This window comes from Nocardia stercoris (assembly GCF_003696265.1).
GTDB classification, from domain to species: domain Bacteria; phylum Actinomycetota; class Actinomycetes; order Mycobacteriales; family Mycobacteriaceae; genus Nocardia; species Nocardia stercoris.
In genome coordinates this window covers 108,397-125,865 of sequence record NZ_RFFH01000016.1, presented here as the reverse complement: position 1 = coordinate 125,865, position 17,469 = coordinate 108,397, and the positions used below count along the sequence as shown (strand labels likewise).

The window sequence follows — 17,469 nt, the reverse complement described above, 5'->3', positions numbered from 1 at the left end:
ACGCGCGGATAATCGAGGGATGCGATCCAGCCTCGCTCTGGCCTCGACCGCGGTGGTCGGCGCACTCGTTGCGGGTTGTTCGAGCACGGGTCCGGCGGAACCGGCCGCGGGACCGCCGAAGGGCGCGCCGACCGGACAGTGGAACGGGACGCTGGTCGTGCCGGACAAGCCGATCCTGGTCGGCGTGAACTTCACCGGCACCCATCCCACGATCACCATCCCGAGCCAGGGCGTGTTCGAAACCCCGGTGGCACAGGTGGATCTGCATCCGGCGACCCTCGCCTTCGCCCTCCCCGAGGTGCCCGGGTCGCCGGCGTTCCACGGCCGCTACGACAGCGGCCGGGAGCTGATCACCGGCACGCTCACCCAGGGCGGCAAGGAGGTGCCGCTGACCCTCGAGCCCGGTCCGGTGGCGCTGCCGCCGCGGCCGCAGCAGCCGCACCCGCCGTTCCCGTATCGCAGCGAGGACGTCGAGTTCCACAGCAACCCGGCCGTGCCGATCTCGGGCACGCTCACCGTGCCGCCCACGCCCGGCCGTCATCCGGCGGTAGTGCTGATCGACGGCAGCGGGCCGCTCGACCGCGACGAGTCCGTGGCCGGGCACAAACCGTTCCTGCTGCTGGCCGACACGCTGACCCGCGCCGGCTACGCGGTGCTGCGCTACGACAAGCGCGGGGTCGGGCGCAGCGGTGGGACGCTGACCTCGGCCAGCTACACCGATCTGGCGAACGACATCGCCGCCGCGGTCGATCTGCTGCGGACCAGGCCGGATATCCAGCCCGACCGGATCGGCCTGTTCGGGCACAGCGAGGGTGGATATCTCGCGCCGCTGGTCGCCGCCCGGCCCGGATCGCACGTCGCGTTCGTGGTCATGATGGCCGGGCCGGCCACCTCCGGCTCGGAGGTGCTGATCGACCAGAACCGGCGGATCGCCGCCGCCCAGGGCGCCGACGCCGCCACGATCGCCGCGCAGGTCGGGTTCGTGATGTCACTGAACAGCCTGATCCGCACCGGGGACACCGAAGCGGTCCGGCGCTACACGAGCGATCACAACGCCACGCTGCCGCCGGACCGTCAGCAGTCCGCCGCCGCGCTGGATCCGCTGGCCAGTATCTATTTCGACTCCCTGGTCCGCTACGACCCGAGACCCGCGCTGACCGCGCTGCGAGTGCCGGTGCTGGCCTTCTACGGCGGTAAGGATCTCCAGGTCTCCGCGGCGCAGAACGCGCCGCTCGCCCAGCAGTTGCTCGCGCGAGCGCCGTCGTCGGACGTGCAGGTCTTCCCGGGGCTCAACCATATGATGCAGCCCGCCGGCAGCGGACTGCCGGCCGAGTACGCCACCATCGAGACCACGATCGCGCCGGAGGTCCTCGACTACGTCACCACTTGGCTGCGCGCCCACGCCCCGGCCCCCTGAATCCGCCGCGCGACCGCCGCAGCTGGCATGCTGGCCTGGGAACGAGGTGACGAGGGGATATCCATGACCGAGCCGGACACACAGTACGTCGACCGTCGATTCGCCGCTCTGGTGGCGACTTTCGACCGGCTGTTCCGCACACCCGCCGACGGCGGAGGCGCGCTCAGCGTCTACCTGCACGGCGAACCGGTCGTCGACGTGTGGGCCGGATACGCCCACCCCGGCGTGCGGTGGGAGGCCGACACGGTCGCGCTCGGCTTCTCCACCGGCAAGGGGGTCGCCTCGACGGCGGTGCACCAGCTGGCCGAACGCGGACTGATCGACTACGACACACCGGTCGCGGAGTACTGGCCCGAATTCGCCGCGGCCGGCAAGGCCGGGATCACGGTGACCGACCTGCTCACCCACCGCGCCGGGCTGCACCGGTTGCGCGATCTGGTGCCCGGTCCGGTCGAGACGTTCTTCGACGACGAGGCGATCACCGCGGCCCTGGCCGCCGCCGCACCCGACCCGCGGCACCTGCGCACCAGCGGCTATCACGGCATCAGCTACGGGCATCTGGTCGCCGAGCTGATCCACCGGGTCACCGGCCGCGACTTCACCGAGGTGGTCCGCACCGAGATCGCGGAACCGCTCGACGCGCCCGAACTCTGGTTCCGGGTACCGGATTCCGAGCGTCCGCGGATCGCCACCACGTTCCCGCGCCTGACCGTGGCCGGCATGAGCTGGGATCGGAGTACGGATCTGCTGACCCGGACCCGGTTCGCGGCGGCCGCCGAGACCATGCCGCGCGGTTTCGCGGATCTGATCACCGATCCGCTGCTGCACGATTCGGTGATGCCGGGCGTGAACGGGATCTTCTCCGCCCGGGCGCTGGCCCGGATGTACGCGGCGCTGGCCGACGACGGCCGGCTCGGCGACGTCCAGCTGCTGCGGCCCGAGACCGTGCGGGAGATGTCGCGGCGCCGGGTGTTCACCCCGGACTATGTGCTCGCGTTCCGGATCCCGTGGGCGATGGGCTATCACGGGGTGCCGATGAAACCGTCCAAGGCGGACCCGATTTCGGCGTTCGGGCATTTCGGGCTCGGCGGTTCGGGTGCGTTCGCCGATCCCACGACCGGCATGTCGCTGGCGTTCGTGACGAACCGGCTGGGCAGCAAGGTCACCCCGTTGGGTGACGCGCGGCTGACCCGGCTGGGCACGCTGGCCCACAATCTCGCGAAGCAGGCCTGATCCCCGAAAAGCTCAGGGACCAGGCCGAATTCGTGACTAACCGGCGACGGCGCCGGTCTTCGGGTCGAGGGTGACCGTCGGCTGTGCCGGGGCCTTGAAGTCGAACATGCCGTCCAGCGCACCGGCTTTCGCGTCGTAGGACGCGTCGCCGATCCGGCCGGTCTTCCAGTTGTCCTCGATGAAGCGCAGCACCGAGGTCTGGTCGGTGCGCGCGTGGTCGACGTAGTTCGCCTTGGCGTACGGCGAGATCACCAGCAGCGGCAGCCGCGGACCGTAACCGCAGCGGCCCTGGTACTTGGCGGGGGCGGCCTTGGCGTCCCCGCACCCGCCGGGACCGTTGAGCTCGTCCTGGTCGGAGGTGGAACTGCCGACGATCTCGGGCGCCTTGTGGTCGTACCAGCCGTCGGAGTCGTCGTAGGCGATGACGACCGCGGTGTCCTTCCACTCCGGCAGCTTCTGCAGGCCGTTGATCGTCTCGACCAGGAAACGCTGCTCGTCGAGCGGGTCGGAGTAGGCGGCGTGACCGTCCTGGTAGCCGGCGGCCTTCAGGTAGCTGACGGCGGGCAGGTGCCCGGCCTTGGCGGCGTCCCAGAAGTCGGTGAGGTCGTACTGGTGGTTGGCCTGGTCGGTCTGCCCGATCTTGTCCACCGCGCTCGGCGGCAGGTGATGCGGGTTGGCCGTCGACGGGTAGTACTGGAACGGCTCGTGGTGCGGGATGTAGTCGTCCTTGGTGCCGAACGGGTGGTCACCTGTCTTGCCGGTGCCGCCGAGTTCCACCCCCACCGTGTGGTTCTGGCCGCAGACGGCCTTGCCGTCCTTGGTGTCGGTCGGCTTGAAACCGCCCTCGAAGAAACCCCAGGTGATGTTCTTCTTGTTGAGCAGGTCGCCGATGTTGCGGCCGCTCATCTGCACCTGGTCGCGGCTCGAGCAGTCGTCGCCGAACGGCTGCGCGTCGTCGATCAGGGTGCCGTCGACGACGTCGTGCGGCGGGAACGGCTTACCGCCGGGCATGACCTGCTGGGTGACGCCGTGGGTCTGGCCGGCCACCAGGTTCAGGGCGCCGACCGCGGACGGGCCGAACGTGGTGCCGTAGGAGTTGTCGCTCATCGCGTAGTGCTGGGCGTAGTTCCACAGCCCGGTCACGGAGTTGCCGTCGTAGTAGTTCATGACCAGGCCGGCCGGGCCGTACAGCGGGGCTCGGCAGGCCGCGGTGCTGTTGTCGACCTCGGTGTGCTCGACGAACTTGTCCATCTTGCCGCCGTCGAACGCGGCCTGCTCGTCGGCGTAGCCGTGGTCCTGGTCGCAGGTGATCTGCTGGCCCGGGCCGCCGAGCCGCACCGGCTGGGCCCGGTTCGGGTTCTTGCTGAGCAGGTCGGGGGTCAGGCCGTCCACCTTCGGGGTGCCCGGTGCCGCGGTGAACGGCGTGCCGTCGGTGTTCGCGGCGACCGGGTAGGTGCCGAAGTAGTGGTCGAAGCTGACGTTCTCCTGGAACACGACCACGACGTGCTTGATCGGTGTCGTGGTGTCGGAGTCCGCCGAGGTGCTCGTCGAGCTGGAACACGATGTGGCGGCGAGCGTGAGCAGCGTCGCGACGGCGGCCGTCGCACGACCTCGCAGCGGTACTGCGCGAAGACCCCCGCGCCCGAAACGGCGGCGTGCCGAAGGGGTGGACATACAACCTCCTGGTCGACGGAGACCGCCGCGGCGATCACACGGACGTGACCCTCCCAGTACATGCCGGACGGCGCTGGGCCCGCAGATGAACAGTGGACGAACGACCAGCGACGAACACCGTCCATCCGGTGCGGCTATCGGGCCGCAACCGTTTCCGCGCCGGAACGGCCGGACGGGACGGCACGGCCGGCGCGCAGCACATCGGCGGAGAACACCACCAGCGCCACCCAGATCAGCCCGAACCCGGCCCACCGGGCGGCGGGCATCGGCTCGTGGTTCACCAGCACACCCCAGGCCATCTGCAGCGCGGGAGTCAGATACTGCAGGATCCCCATCGTCGACAGCGGGGTGCGCCGGGCCGCCGAAGCGAACAGCACGAGCGGGATCAGTGTGACCGGACCGCAGGCCATCAGCAGCGCGGTGTGACCGATACCGTGCCCGAACGCGGCGTGCCCGGTGACCGCGAAACCGACCACCACGGCCAGGCCGACCGGCGCGGCCACGATCCCCTCGGCGGCCAGACCCGGCAGCGGATCGAGCACGATCACCTTCTTGATCAGGCCGTAGAGCGCGAAGGAGAAGGCCAGCGCCAGCGCGATCCAGGGCGGGTGGCCGTAGTCGACGGTCAGCACGAGCACCGCGGCGGCGCCGAGCGCGAGCGCCGCCCAGCGCGCGGCGCTCAACCGCTCCCGGAACACCACCAGCCCCAGTAGCACGGTGACCAGTGGTCCGGCGAAGTAGCCGAGCGCGCATTCCACGACATGCCCGGCACCGACGCCGTAGACGTATACACCCCAGTTGACGGCGATCGCCGCTGACGCGGCCGCGGCCAGCCGCCAGGTGCGCGCGGGGATCGCCCACAGTTCCCGCACCCGGCCCAGCATCGCGAGCGCGGCCAGGGCCACGACCAGGGTCCAGAGCATGCGCTGGGCCAGGACCTCGAAGGGGTCGGCGAAGCTCAGCAGGCCGAAGAAGCCGGGGAACAGGCCCCAGATGAAGTACGCGCCGGTGGCCAGGAGGGCGCCGCTGCCCGCGCGGAGGCCACCGCGTACGGGCGCATCGCCCGGGGCCGGACCGGCGGGTAGTTCGGGTGGGGTCGCCTGCACCGGTTCGGTCGTCATTCCGGTACCCGCGCAGTCGATCGTCGCACCGTTCGACGGTAGTTCGCCGGGCGAACGAATGCCAAGCGGGTTTCGGACCTCGTATTCGGTGGTCAGCCGCGACGGGCGGTCAGCGCGGGAAGATCGAGCACCATCGGGACCGTGCCCGCCAGCTGCACCACCCCGGTGGCGCGCGGCGCGATCCGGTATTCGCCGAGCGCGTCGAGGGTGTAGACGGTCAGTCCGGGCGAGGCCGGGTCGATGATATCGAGCACCCAGTAGTGGGCGATGCCGTTGGCGGCGTATTCCCCCGCCTTCACGGCGTAGTCGCGCACGGCGTCGGCGCCCGTGGAGACGACTTCGACGGCCAGTACCACCTGGTCGGCCCGTACCCGGGCCTGTTCGTCGACCTGCGCGGCGGTGACCACCAGGTCGGGCACCTCGGGCGATCGGCCGGGCAGTTCGGTCTCGAGTTCCGGGAACGCCTCGAGTCCGGGCGGCAGTACCCGGTCCAGCTCGGCGGCGAGTCTGGCGATCACCCGGGTGTGCAGCGGCGCCGGACGCGGGGTGTCGGTCGCATCCACGATCATGACGGAACCTCCTGGCCGGTCGATTCGGCGGACCGGCGTGTGGAACTACTTCCATCATTCCATCGCTAGCTAACGCCCAGCTATTTCAATGTGAGGTATCCGACCCCGCCCCGAACCGCTCCGCGAACCGCCACGCCACCTCCACCGCGAACACACCCACCCCGCCGCAGACCACCGCCACCGCGGTCATCGCCACATTCGTCGGATCCAGCTGGAAGAAATGCCGGAAGAACGGCACCGAGAACAACACCAGATACCCGGCCACCGACCCGAGGATCAGGATCAGCTTCCACCACACCCACGGCCGGGCGACCACCGCCAGCACCCACACCGCAATGATCAACAGCGTGATCAGCGCGCTGGTACTGGCCTGGGTCCGCTGCGCCTGACTCTCGTCGGCACCCCGGTAGGCGATCAGGTACGCGATGAACGTCATGACGCCGATCACCACCCCCGACGGCACCGCCAGCCGCAGCACCCGCCGCACGAACCCGCGGCGCGCCCGCTCGGCGTTGGGCGCCAGCGACAGCACGAAGGCGGGCAGCCCGATGGTGAACCAGGCCGCGATCGTCATGTGCCGCGGCAGGAACGGATACCCGATCGGCCGCCCGTGCCAGATCTGAGCCCCGATCCCCACCACGCCGACCAGGAAGGCGAGCACCACCGAATACACCGTCTTGGTGAGGAACAGGTTGGAGACCCGCTCGATATTGCCGATCACCCGCCGGCCCTCGCCCACCACCGACGGCAGGGTGGCGAACCGGTCGTCGAGCAGCACGATCTGCGCGACCGCCCGGGTCGCCGGACTGCCCGAACCCATGGCGACCCCGATATCGGCGTCCTTGAGCGCGAGCACGTCGTTGACCCCGTCGCCGGTCATCGCGACGGTGTGGCCGCGGGACTGCAGTGCCGACACCATGGCGCGTTTCTGGTCCGGCCGCACCCGGCCGAACACCGTCGCGGCGTCCAGCTCGTCCGCCAGTTCGGCTGTGTCGGTGGGCAGTTCGCGTGCGTCGACGGGGTGATCGCCGCCGGGCAGGCCCAGCGACTGCGCCACCGCGCCCACCGACACGGCGTTGTCACCGGAGATGACCTTGGTCGAGACACCTTGGGAGGCAAAATATTTCATGGTCGCAGCGGCGTCGGGACGCACCTTCTGCTCCAGCACCACCAGCGCCTGCGGCGTGACCGTGCCGGGCGCGTCGGGCGCGTCCACCGGGCGATCCCCGTTGGCCAGCAACAACACTCGCAGGCCACGGGCACCCAGCTCCTGCGCGGTCGCGGCGGCGGGGAAATCCGGGTCCAGCAGGACGTCGGGTGCGCCGAGCAGCCAGTCGCCGTCGACGCCGAACGAGATACCGCTCCACTTCTTCGCCGAGGAGAACGGGGCGGTCGCGGTCGGCTGCCAGTGCGGGGCCTTCGGACAGGCCTCCGCGATCGCGGCGATACTGGCGTTGGGCCGCGGATCGGCGGCCGCGATCGCCGCCAGCGCCCGGCGCAGCTCCGCCTCGTCGGCGTCGCCGACCGGGATCACCTCGCTCAGCCGCATACCGTTCTCGGTGAGTGTCCCGGTCTTGTCGGCGCACACCACATCCACCCGGGCCAGGCCCTCGATGGCGGGCAGTTCCTGCACCAGGCAGTTGCGGCGGCCCAGCCGCACCACGCCGACCGCGAACGCGATCGAGGTCATGAGGACCAGCCCCTCGGGCACCATCGGCACCAGCGCGCCGACCATGCCGTTGACCGCGTCCCGCCACGGCTGATGGCTGGCGAACAGCTGGTTGTAGATGGTCACCAGCCCGGCCGGGAACAGCAGAAAGGTGATGACCTTGAGGATCGTGCTGATACCCGAACGCAGTTCGGAGTTCACCAGCGTGAACTTGCCGGCCTCGGCGGTGACCTGCGCGGCATACGCCTGGCTACCCACCCGGGTGGCCCGGTACACCCCCGAACCGGACACCACGAAACTGCCCGACATCACCGGATCCCCGACCTGCTTGTCGACCGGGTCGGCCTCACCGGTGAGCAGCGACTCGTCGACCTCCAGCGCGGCAGTGTCGACTACCTCGCCGTCGACCACGATCTGATCGCCGGGCCCGAGTTCGATCAGGTCGTCGAGCACCACCTGGTCCGGCGGGATCTGCTGCGAGCGGCCCTCGCGCCGGACCACGGGCCTGGCCTGCCCGACGATGGCCAGCCGGTCCAGGGTGCGTTTCGCGCGCACCTCCTGCACGATGCCGATCACGCTGTTGCCGACGATCAGCAGCCCGAACATGCCGTCGATGAGCGACCCGGTGGCCAGCACCAGCAGGAACAGCACCGCCAGGATGGCGTTGATCCTGGTGAACACGTTCGCGCGGACGATATCGCCGACCGACCTGCCCACCCGTTCGGGCAGCGCGTTGGTCTCCCCGTCCGCCACCCGCCGCGCGACTTCGGCCGCGGACAGCCCCGACATCTGCTCCTCGGCGATAGACATGCATGTCAGCGTACTTCGAGCGAACCGGAGGAAGCGGACACGGCCGATCGTGTCAGTGCCCACGGCCGCCGGCACTGGACGCGGCCGGATCGACCGGCACCTGCGGCACCGCTCACAGGTCGCCCGACACCCGCCATCGGATCGCCCCGCACCCACGGCAGCTGCTCACGGACGCCGGCACCCCCGCAGACCACCCGGCACCCGCAGCACCCGCCCACAGACCACCCGGCCCCGCTACACCCATCGCACAGCTCAGCGCAAGCTCAGCCGGGCGGTACCGGGCCGTCATCAGGACCCGGCGTCACGGCGTCCAACTGCTCCGGCAGGAGCGGGACGACGCTGAAGTTGCCGGCACCCGCGTCGGCCGGCAGCGCTTGAACTGCTCGCGCACCGGGCCGCCCGGCGAGCTCGCGCAGCCGATCGAGCGGACCGCGCACGACCAGTCCGACCACACACGCGCATCCAGCCCGCAAGCGCCCGGCGACCACCCGGTACATGGAAAGTTCCCGCACGACACCGGGATCCGGCTCCAGAACAGGGTCATGACCGGTATCCCCCGCCGGGCCCAATTCGGCGAGCAGATGGCCCGCGGCGACCTGCTCGGCGGCCGCGGCCTGTGCCGGATCGGCCGGCACGATCACCGAGATATCCGGTGTGCTCACCCGATCCAGCGGCACGTGCACCAGCACCTGCGAAACTCGAAGTCCGCCGGTGAGATCCGGTATCGACGCCGGATCCAGCCCGGAGGCCGCCGACAGCAGCGCCCAGTGCGGGGCAGAGTCGGTGCCCCGCAACGAGTCTCGGCTGCGCGCCAGGTAGGCCGCGACCGGCTCACCCGAATCGGGTCCCAGCCGGTCGGTCGCGACCCGCTGCGCCGGCCGCGGCTGCAAGGCGCCCGCCACCACACCGGCGACGACCGCGATGGTCACCGCCGCGATCCCGGTGTAGCGCAACAACTCCGGCCCGGGCCGTCCCGCCACCGCAGCCGACTTCGCCGGTTCGTCACCCACGGCGCTCAGCGCCCGGGGTCGGTCATGCGTTGCGCAGCACGTCCAGCGCGTGCTGCAGGTCGGCCGGATACTCGCTGGTGATCTCCACCCAGCGGCCGTCGGCCGGATGGGCGAAACCCAGGGAGCGAGCGTGCAGCCACTGGCGTTCCAGGCCGAGGCGGCGGGCCAGGGTGGGGTCGGCGCCGTAGGTGGCGTCACCACAGCAGGGGTGGCGGATCGCGGAGAAGTGGACGCGGATCTGGTGGGTGCGGCCGGTCTCGAGGTGGACGTCGAGCAGGCTCGCCGCCTGGAAGGCCTCGACGGTGTCGTAGTGGGTGACACTGGGCCGGCCGTCTGCGGTGACCGCGAACTTCCAGTCGTTGCCGCGGGCCCGGCCGATCGGCGCGTCGATGGTGCCGCTGGACGGATCCGGGTGCCCCTGCACGAGCGCGTGGTATCGCTTGTCCACGGTCCGGTACTTGAAGGCCCGCTTGAGCACCGTGTACGCGTGCTCGGACTGCGCGACCACCATCACCCCGGAGGTGCCGACGTCGAGCCGGTGCACGATGCCCTGCCGCTCGTGCGCGCCCGAGGTGGAGATGCGATAGCCCATGGCGGCCAGGCCGCCCACCACGGTCGGGCCGGTCCAGCCGACACCGGTGTGCGCGGCCACCCCGACAGGCTTGTCGACCGCCACGATGTCGTCGTCGGCGTAGAGGATGTTCAGCCCCTCGACCGGGGTCGCCTCGACGGTCAGCTCCCGTTTCGGCTCCGGGAACGCGACCTCCAGCCACGATCCGGCGGTGAGCCGGTCGGATTTGCCGGCGGCGGCGCCGTCGATCAGCACCGCGCCTTCCTCGGCCATGGCGGCGACCGCGGTCCGCGACAGGCCGAGCAGGCGGGACAGGCCGGCGTCGACCCGCATTCCGTCCAGGCCGTCGGGCACGGGCATCTGCCGGGTCTCCCGGGTCGCGTGCGGTTGCATGCCGGTCACGCGGCCGCGTCCCGGTCGCGGGTGCGGCTGCCGTCGAGCTCGAACCCGAACACGGTGAGCGCGACCAGGGTGATCGCGCCGCACACGATGCCGGAGTCGGCCAGGTTGAATATCGGCCACCACTTCGTCACGGAGATGAAGTCGACCACATGCCCCTGCAGCGGGCCCGGCGCCCGGAACAACCGGTCCACCAGATTGCCCAGCGCGCCACCGAGGACCAAGCCCAGCCCGATCGCCCAGCCCGTCGACCGCAGCGTGCGGCCGATCCGGATCACGCCGATGACGACCGCGGCAGCCACCAGGGTCAGCAGCCAGGTCATCCCGGTCGCCATGGAGAACGCGGCGCCCGGATTGCGCACCAGAGTCAGCCGCACCACGTCACCGATGATCGAAATCGGTTCGCCCGGAGTCATATTCGCCACCACCACGCACTTGGTGAGCAGGTCGAGCCCGAATACCAGGACCGCCACCACCAGCAGTACCGGCAACCGGCTCAGGCCCGAACCAGCCGCGGCCGCTCCCCCGGCACCGGACACATCCGATTCCGCATCGGCCGCAACCGATTCCGTTGCGGCCCCAGCAGATTCAGGCTCCGACGCCCCAGCCCCGTCGGCACCCGCCGCCGAACCTGTCGCGCCGGACACATCCCCGCCTGCCACCGGACTCGCCGTGCCGGAAGGATCGCCGCCCGAAGCCGAACCCCCCGAAGCGTCCCCGCCGGCCGAACTCTCGGCCGCCGAACCACCCGGCGCGGCACCGGAATCCTCCGACGATGTCGCACCGGCCACCGCGTCGGCGTCGGCCGCGGGCGCCGGACGGGCCGCACCGGCCGCGGTTGCGCCCTGCTCGCCGACCACGACCGCTCCGGGTGCCTGGTCACCGGCGTCCGCGGCGGACGCGTCGTCGGGTGGGCTGGGTTGCTGCTCGCGCGGCCGGTCGGTACTCACAGCAGACATCATCCCCCAATGCCCGCGGGCGCCTGATACGGGCCGCGTCCCAGGTGTTTATCAGGATCCGGTCGTACGCTGTTCGGCGTGACGGTGTTGTCTTCGCGCCAGCGCCCGGTGATCGGATCCCGGGCCGCGCGCTCGGGTGTGCTGATGGTGTTGCTGGCCGTCGCGCTGTCCGCGCTGACCGTCGCGTGTTCGGAGACCGAGCCGATCCAGACCGAGGCCGAGGCCGAACCGGCCGCGATCGGCAGCCAGGTCACGATGCCGATCTCCACCGCTGTGACCACCCTGATCGATCCCGGTGACGACCCGCGCGACGTGCTGCGCGCCGACATCCCGCCGGACGAAGTGCAGCAGGTGACGTTGCGCACCGTCCATCACGTCCAGCAGCAGATCAACAACCAGGGCATGCGCGACTTCTCGCCGCCGTCGGTGACGATTCCGCTCACCGCCCGCGGCAGCATCGGCGGTGTCGACCTGACCTTGGGCACGGTCACCTCCGCCGATCCGGCGCTGTCTCGGCAACTGAAGTCGCTGGACGGTTCGCACGCCGGATTCGACCTGAGTGCGGCCGGTGCCGTGACGGCACTGCGCCTGTCCCCCAAGCCGAGTACCCCCGACGCCGCCCGTTCCGCGCTGGAGCAGGCGTTCTGCCAAGCGGTGTACCAGTCGATCGCGTTCCCCGACGAGGCCGTCGGCGAGGGCGCGGTGTGGACGGTGCGGCAGGAAGTGGCCGGTGATGTCATGCTCGACCAGGTGACCACCGCGACCCTCACCCGACGGGTGGACAACCTGCTGACCATCGCGCTCGACATCACGCAGACCCCGAAGTCGACGGAGTGGACCCTGCCCAACCACGCCGGTTCGCTCGACATCGTCGACTACGGCATGCACGGCTCGGGCACGATCACCGTCGACTTGAGTCAGCCGCTGCCGGTGGCGGGTTCGGTGACGATCGCCGGCACCCAGAGCTATCGGGACCGTTCCAGTGGCGTCCTGCTCGCCCAGGATCTGAGCACCCAGGTGCAATGGGGCGAGTGATCGGGACCGGCGTCCTCGCCGCGGTCGCTGTCGTCGCGCTGGCCGGATGTGGTTCCTCGCACCGTGATTCGCTGCCCGCGCTGGGTTCTCCGGCCGTCGCTCCCTCGGTGATCGCGGTGCCGGTGACGGATTCGGCGGCCCTGGCCGCCCTGCTGCTCGGTACGGCGGATCTCCCGTCGGGTTACACAGCGACCGACGACGGTACCGCGCCGGCGGGCGCGAACCCGGCCGACCGCTCGCACACCGAGCCGGCGGCGTGTGCGAATGTGCTGTCGGCGATCTGGCAGCAGGTGCCCGGCAGCACCGCGCACGCGGCGGCGCATTTCGAGACCCCGGCGTTCGACAGCGTCGACATCGATATCGCCAGCTATCCCGGCAACGGCGCCGCCGACGCGTTCGCCGCGGTCCAGCGGCTGGTACACGGCTGCACGAGCTATTCCGGTACCGATGCCGACGGGACCGCGGTGCGGTACCGGATCGGCGGGCTGTCCCAGCCGCCGATCGCGGACGCCTCGGCCTCGTTCCAGGTGGTGACCACCAGTTCGGGCATGTCACTGTATTCGGCGGCGACCGTGGCGGTCACGGGCAGCGCCGTGGTCCAGGTGGCGGTGACGTCCCCCAACAAGGTGGACCCGGGCACCCTGCAGGACCTGACGGCCAAGCAGATCCGCCGGCTGCTGGGCGTGCCGGGCCCTTAGCGTCCGGCCAGCCGCGCCACCACGGGCGCGAACGCGTCCGCGAAGGCCGCGTTGACCGTCACGTAGCTGACCCCGAGTTCCGTTCTGCGCCGCTGCAATTCGTCGACCATGGCGTCGACGTCGGCGGGCAGCCGGACCAGTGAGTCGCGAGCGGCGAGGGTCGCGGCGTCGGTCCGGACGAACGCGGCGATCCACGGCGGCAGGTCGTCGCCGATCAGGAAGATGTTGCAGCTCAGCTCGAGGTCGTCCGCCCGGTCCCCGGCCGCGGCCCGCAGTTCGGTGACGGTCTCGGCGACCGCGGCTCGATCGGTGAGCGGCGGGAAGGCCAGGGCGACAGTGTCGGCCAGCGTGGCCGCCACGGCCCGCGCCTTGGGTCCACCGGCGGCCATCATGACCGGGGTGCGTAGTTCACCGTCGAGTTCCCGCAGGTCCGCGACGGTCCGGGTCACATCGTCGAGCCGCTGTGCCGCCGTGGTGGCGGGTCGTTCGAGCAGCTCGACGGCCGCCTCGGCCAGATCCGCGCGGCCGGTACCGATCCCGAATTCGAAGCGACCCTCGGTCAGCACGGTCAGCGAGTGTGCCTCCCAGGCCGCCATCCGGGGCGGGCGCAGCGCGGCGGCGGTGACGAACGTGCCGACCCGCAGGCCGGTGGTCGCCTCCGCGGCCACCGGCAGCGCGGCGGTGGGCGACAGCAGCCGCAGCCCGTCGGGCATGAGCAGGGTCGAGTAGCCCTGCCCTTCGATCCGGCGGGCCTGCTCGCGCCACTGCGCCGCCGACTCGGGAGTCGCGACCACGCCGAACCGAAAAGCCTTGTCGCTCATGCCCGTACCTCACCAGGGTGCTGTTCGCTCACGCGGCCACAGTACCGGCCTCACCAGGGTTACCTCACCAGTCGGTGATGATGTGCCCCGGTGTCCACAGTCCGTGGTGGGTGTCCTGGGTGACCATCGGCTGCGCCTGCGTCGCCTTCTTGTCGATCATGGCCAGCTGCTGCAGTTCACCCCAGTCCTGGCGCGGGTCGTTCTTCAGGAACGTCGGCACGGTCTGGCCCTGCAGCAGATCCTGCGACCAGCCCAGTGCGCCACCGCCGGAATGGCTGGCCCAGGCCGTGGTGTCGTGCGCGCCGACCCGGTCGGGCATGAGGCGCCAGTTCGGGACGGTGGCGATGCCGTCGCGGTGGTCGAACGGCCGCTGGCACGGGAACTGCAGGCCCACCGCCCAGTCCATCAGCACCGCGTCGTCGGAGCCGACGACCTGCTGCAGCGGCGTGGTCTTGGGGAACCGCGGCGGGGTCAGCGCCACCCACTGCTTCGGGTCGAGGCTGGTGGTGGCGGCCACGATCCGGATCACGTCGGCGTCGGCGGGGATCTCGTCGAAGGGAACGCGCAGGTTGCGCCACGCGGGCGCGGGGCCGATGTCGATCGGCAGCACTCGGCCGCGCGGCTGCGCCGAGGACGCGGAATCGGTTGTGCCGTACTCGATCTCGACCGACTGGCCGGGGGTCTCGACCCCGTCCTTGTCGACGGTCCGGATCCGGCCGGCGGCGGCGACGGCCAGCAGGCCGCTGCGGTCCGCCGCGGCCGGCAGCCGGTACCAGCCCGTGGTCAGCGTCGCCGGGCCCTGGCCCGCGGAACCGAGTTCCGGTGTGGTGGACGGGTTCAGCTTGAACGGCAGCACCGTGCCGCCCTGCTCACCGAGCTTGGCCACCGTCGGCGGGCTCAGCACCGAACTGATGCTGCTGGTGATCCCGAAATCGTCGTCGGGCGTCTGGTCGCCGACACCGTTGGGCACGAAGCCCTTTCCGGTGCCGGTGAAGGTGGACAACGCGTTTCCGGTCAGCGGCCGCAGCAGGTCCGCGCTGGGGTCGGTCTCGACCAGCACGTCCTCGGCCAGCCCGCACGGCTTGCCCAGCACCGCATCGACATTCGAGCGGGCCAGCGAGTACGCCGGGTACTGCACATAGGCGCCCTTGGCGAAGGAACCCAGCTCGAACAGCACCATCAGCAGCGCCGCCACGGTCAGCGGCGGGGTGCGCAGCAGCTTCCAGGTCAGCGGCGAGATCCGCTGCGGCTCACCGGGTTCCGGCGCCCGCAGGTGCAACCACAGGGCCACGGCCGCGAGCACCACCGCCAGCGCGAGGAACACTTCGAAGAAGGCGATGCCGTGCACCGATGGCATCTTGTCCCGCCACGGGATCCCGAAGTTGGACACGTACCACCAGCCGTTGATGCTGGTCCACACCTGCGCCATCAGCAGCGCCACGATCGCGGCCCACAGCGCGCGGTAGCGCGGCGATTTGAGCACCTTGGTCCCCACCGTGACCGCGGTCAGCGCGCCGATCGCGCCGGCCAGCCCGGCGAACACACCGTCGTGGTGGGTGAACTTGGTGGGCGACAGCGACAGCAGCAACATCGCACCGAAGGTGATGCCCAGCAGCCGGCGCGCGGGACCGGCCGCGGTGAACGGGATCCGCCCGCCCCGGCGCAGCAGCATGAACGTGCACACCAGCATGCCCAGCCACATGGCCACGATGCCGAAGCGCCGGGCCATCGACCCGTCCACGGTCGGCATGAACAGGTATTCGTAGCTGATGTAGTCGTTGTACCACTTCACCGAGGGTCCGACGACCTGGTGCACGCGGTTGATCTCGGGCACCGCCGACAGCGGCTGCACCGCGAAACCGATTGCGAGAACGAGAGTTCCGGCGGCCGCCAGCGGGGCCAGCAGCGTCAGATACGAGCGGATCCAGGTCCACCGGCCGATTCCGGCGCGGCCCGTGGCACCCGCGGGCGCACCGGCCAATTCGGCGGCGCGCGCCACCCCGGCGCGGAAGGCCGGCCGCGCACCCGCGATCAGCGGCGCGATACACACCGCGCCTTCCGGGTTCGCGGTGAGCGCGAAGGATGCCGCGATGATCGCGAGCGCGTACGGCGTGAGCCGGCGCGTGGCCACGGCGTGCTCGACCAGCACCCAGGTCAGCAGCGCCAGGGTCGCCACGGCCGGTTCCGGGCGCAGACCGTTGTTGTAGGGCATCCACACGGCCAGGAAGGTGAGCGCACCGGTCCACACCGCGATCTTGTTGCGCCGCACCGCGACTCCGAGTCGCGGCAGCACCTCACGCGACAGCAGCAGCCAGGAGGCGACCCCGCTGAGCAGGGTCAGCAGCCGCATCCACGGGCTGGCCGTGGTGACCAGCGCCATCCGGGCCAGCACGTCGTACCAGGGTGTGCCCACCGGGGTCTCCGGCACACCGAAGTAGCCGAAGTAGTTGGCCATGTACCCCGATTTCAGTGAGGTGCGGGCCATCTCGAACTGGTAGCCGTCATCCGACGAGGTGGTGCCGATGAAGTGCCAGATCACCAGGGTGGACAGCACCGCCAGGTCGGTCAGCGTGAACCGGCGCCACCGCAGCGGGACGACGCGGCGCAGCCGGCGGCCGTCGAGCGCGTCCAGCCGGGACAGCGCGACCAGGGCGATCAGCCCGAACACCACCGCCAGCACGGTGCTCGACCGCTTGAGCAACGTCGGGGTGACGGTGAAGCGGCTGTCCACCTGGGCGGTCACGGTGGCGCCGGCGGCGGTGGGCAGGTCGGAGAAGATCCCGGTCAGCTGCGGCCGGTGGTCACCGGGCAGGGTGACCGGCGCCAGGTCGGACCCAGTGAGCGACGCGGTGGTCACCTTCGGGTCCGAGTGCACGGTCAGCGTGCCACCGGCGATATCGCTGACCGGCGCGGAGAACAGCTCCTGGTCTCGCAGGATGACCTGGAGTTCGGCGGGGTGCTCGTCGGTCGCCGCCTGCACCCGCGCCACGAAACCGAAGTGCGCGATATCGGGTGCGCCGGCCGGCATGGACGCCGCCACCAGACCACCCTTGGCGCTGAGCTGCTCGATGGCGCTGCCGGGCACCTGGACGTCGAAGCCGATCGGGGCGTACGACATCAGCGGCGCGTAGATGCTGTTCACCGAACCGTGTTGCGGCCACGACACCGTGGTGTGGTCCACCCGGATCGGGAGCAGGGGCACAGCGATGGCGAACAGCGCGCTGAGCAGTCCTGCGATCAGGGCGACGGGCGCGGCCCAGCCGGCCCGCCGGGGTTCGGCGACCGGAGGCCGGTCGTCAGCAGCGGGCACGTCATCGGCCCGCACCAAGGTGTCGGTCACGGTCGCCGATCGTAGTCGGACACTTTGCCCAGGCGTGCAGGGTGGACCGGTTCTCAGGCAGCTCCCAACTTCGGGTACGGGTCGAACCCGGACAGTTCGAGCGCTCGCGGGCGGGCCCCGAACGCGACCGGCACCGGAACCGT

The 17,469-nt window shown here is 70.8% G+C and carries 13 protein-coding genes; 4 read left to right on the top strand and 9 right to left on the bottom strand.

Features of this window, described 5'->3' with window-relative positions; genetic code table 11:
* The first annotated feature begins 19 nt into the window (after positions 1 to 19).
* Together EBN03_RS27390 and EBN03_RS27385 are read left to right on the top strand one after the other, a co-directional pair.
* Positions 20 to 1,417, top strand: a complete 1,398-nt coding sequence (locus EBN03_RS27390; RefSeq protein WP_122191017.1) for an alpha/beta hydrolase family protein — start codon at positions 20 to 22, stop codon at positions 1,415 to 1,417.
* 63 nt (positions 1,418 to 1,480) lie between these two features.
* A complete protein-coding gene (locus tag EBN03_RS27385; RefSeq protein WP_199742980.1) occupies positions 1,481 to 2,650 on the top strand; it encodes a serine hydrolase domain-containing protein in 1,170 nt (389 codons plus the stop codon).
* 36 nt (positions 2,651 to 2,686) lie between these two features.
* Here EBN03_RS27385 and EBN03_RS27380 read toward each other — a convergent pair whose 3' ends face one another.
* From EBN03_RS27380 to lspA, 7 genes are all read right to left on the bottom strand, one after another.
* On the bottom strand, positions 2,687 to 4,324 hold the full coding sequence (locus EBN03_RS27380) for a phospholipase C (RefSeq protein WP_122191015.1): 1,638 nt from the start codon (positions 4,322 to 4,324) through the stop codon (positions 2,687 to 2,689).
* Between the two features lie 134 nt (positions 4,325 to 4,458).
* Entirely contained in the window at positions 4,459 to 5,445 is a 987-nt protein-coding gene (rarD, locus tag EBN03_RS27375; protein ID WP_122191014.1) for an EamA family transporter RarD, read from the bottom strand.
* 92 nt (positions 5,446 to 5,537) lie between these two features.
* Positions 5,538 to 6,014 carry a Uma2 family endonuclease gene (locus tag EBN03_RS27370; protein WP_122191013.1) on the bottom strand — a complete coding sequence of 159 codons (477 nt, stop codon included), beginning with the start codon at positions 6,012 to 6,014 and terminating at the stop codon, positions 5,538 to 5,540.
* A gap of 85 nt (positions 6,015 to 6,099) precedes the next feature.
* Complete coding sequence (locus EBN03_RS27365) at positions 6,100 to 8,493, bottom strand: HAD-IC family P-type ATPase (RefSeq protein WP_122191059.1); 2,394 nt, start codon at positions 8,491 to 8,493, stop codon at positions 6,100 to 6,102.
* Between the two features lie 263 nt (positions 8,494 to 8,756).
* A complete protein-coding gene (locus EBN03_RS27360; protein WP_233608678.1) occupies positions 8,757 to 9,503 on the bottom strand; it encodes a hypothetical protein in 747 nt (248 codons plus the stop codon).
* Between the two features lie 22 nt (positions 9,504 to 9,525).
* A complete protein-coding gene (locus tag EBN03_RS27355) occupies positions 9,526 to 10,434 on the bottom strand; it encodes an RluA family pseudouridine synthase (protein WP_122191057.1) in 909 nt (302 codons plus the stop codon).
* A 38-nt stretch (positions 10,435 to 10,472) separates the two neighbouring features.
* On the bottom strand, positions 10,473 to 11,012 hold the full coding sequence (gene lspA, locus EBN03_RS27350) for a signal peptidase II (protein ID WP_233608685.1): 540 nt from the start codon (positions 11,010 to 11,012) through the stop codon (positions 10,473 to 10,475).
* A gap of 498 nt (positions 11,013 to 11,510) precedes the next feature.
* Here lspA and EBN03_RS27345 point away from each other — a divergent pair, with 498 nt between their 5' ends.
* Complete coding sequence (locus EBN03_RS27345) at positions 11,511 to 12,467, top strand: hypothetical protein (protein WP_233608677.1); 957 nt, start codon at positions 11,511 to 11,513, stop codon at positions 12,465 to 12,467.
* Positions 12,455 to 13,165, top strand: a complete 711-nt coding sequence (locus EBN03_RS27340; protein WP_147471719.1) for a hypothetical protein — start codon at positions 12,455 to 12,457, stop codon at positions 13,163 to 13,165. Before EBN03_RS27345 ends, EBN03_RS27340 begins: the two co-directional genes overlap by 13 nt.
* Here the strand turns inward: EBN03_RS27340 and EBN03_RS27335 are convergent.
* Positions 13,162 to 13,986, bottom strand: a complete 825-nt coding sequence (locus tag EBN03_RS27335; protein ID WP_122191011.1) for an LLM class flavin-dependent oxidoreductase — start codon at positions 13,984 to 13,986, stop codon at positions 13,162 to 13,164. The genes EBN03_RS27340 and EBN03_RS27335 overlap by 4 nt on opposite strands.
* 64 nt (positions 13,987 to 14,050) lie before the next feature.
* On the bottom strand, positions 14,051 to 17,326 hold the full coding sequence (locus tag EBN03_RS27330; RefSeq protein ID WP_122191010.1) for an arabinosyltransferase domain-containing protein: 3,276 nt from the start codon (positions 17,324 to 17,326) through the stop codon (positions 14,051 to 14,053).
* Positions 17,327 to 17,469: the final 143 nt, after the last annotated feature.

Bases quoted from the DNA above. Each gene is read 5' to 3' on its own strand.
- EBN03_RS27390 (WP_122191017.1), top strand. From the start codon at position 20: ATGCGATCCAGCCTCGCTCTGGCCTCGACCGCGGTGGTCGGCGCACTC.
- EBN03_RS27385 (WP_199742980.1), top strand. From the start codon at position 1,481: ATGACCGAGCCGGACACACAGTACGTCGACCGTCGATTCGCCGCTCTG.
- EBN03_RS27380 (WP_122191015.1), bottom strand. From the start codon at position 4,324: ATGTCCACCCCTTCGGCACGCCGCCGTTTCGGGCGCGGGGGTCTTCGC.
- rarD (WP_122191014.1), bottom strand. From the start codon at position 5,445: ATGACGACCGAACCGGTGCAGGCGACCCCACCCGAACTACCCGCCGGT.
- EBN03_RS27370 (WP_122191013.1), bottom strand. From the start codon at position 6,014: ATGATCGTGGATGCGACCGACACCCCGCGTCCGGCGCCGCTGCACACC.
- EBN03_RS27365 (WP_122191059.1), bottom strand. From the start codon at position 8,493: ATGTCTATCGCCGAGGAGCAGATGTCGGGGCTGTCCGCGGCCGAAGTC.
- EBN03_RS27355 (WP_122191057.1), bottom strand. From the start codon at position 10,434: ATGCCCGTGCCCGACGGCCTGGACGGAATGCGGGTCGACGCCGGCCTG.
- EBN03_RS27340 (WP_147471719.1), top strand. From the start codon at position 12,455: ATGGGGCGAGTGATCGGGACCGGCGTCCTCGCCGCGGTCGCTGTCGTC.
- EBN03_RS27335 (WP_122191011.1), bottom strand. From the start codon at position 13,986: ATGAGCGACAAGGCTTTTCGGTTCGGCGTGGTCGCGACTCCCGAGTCG.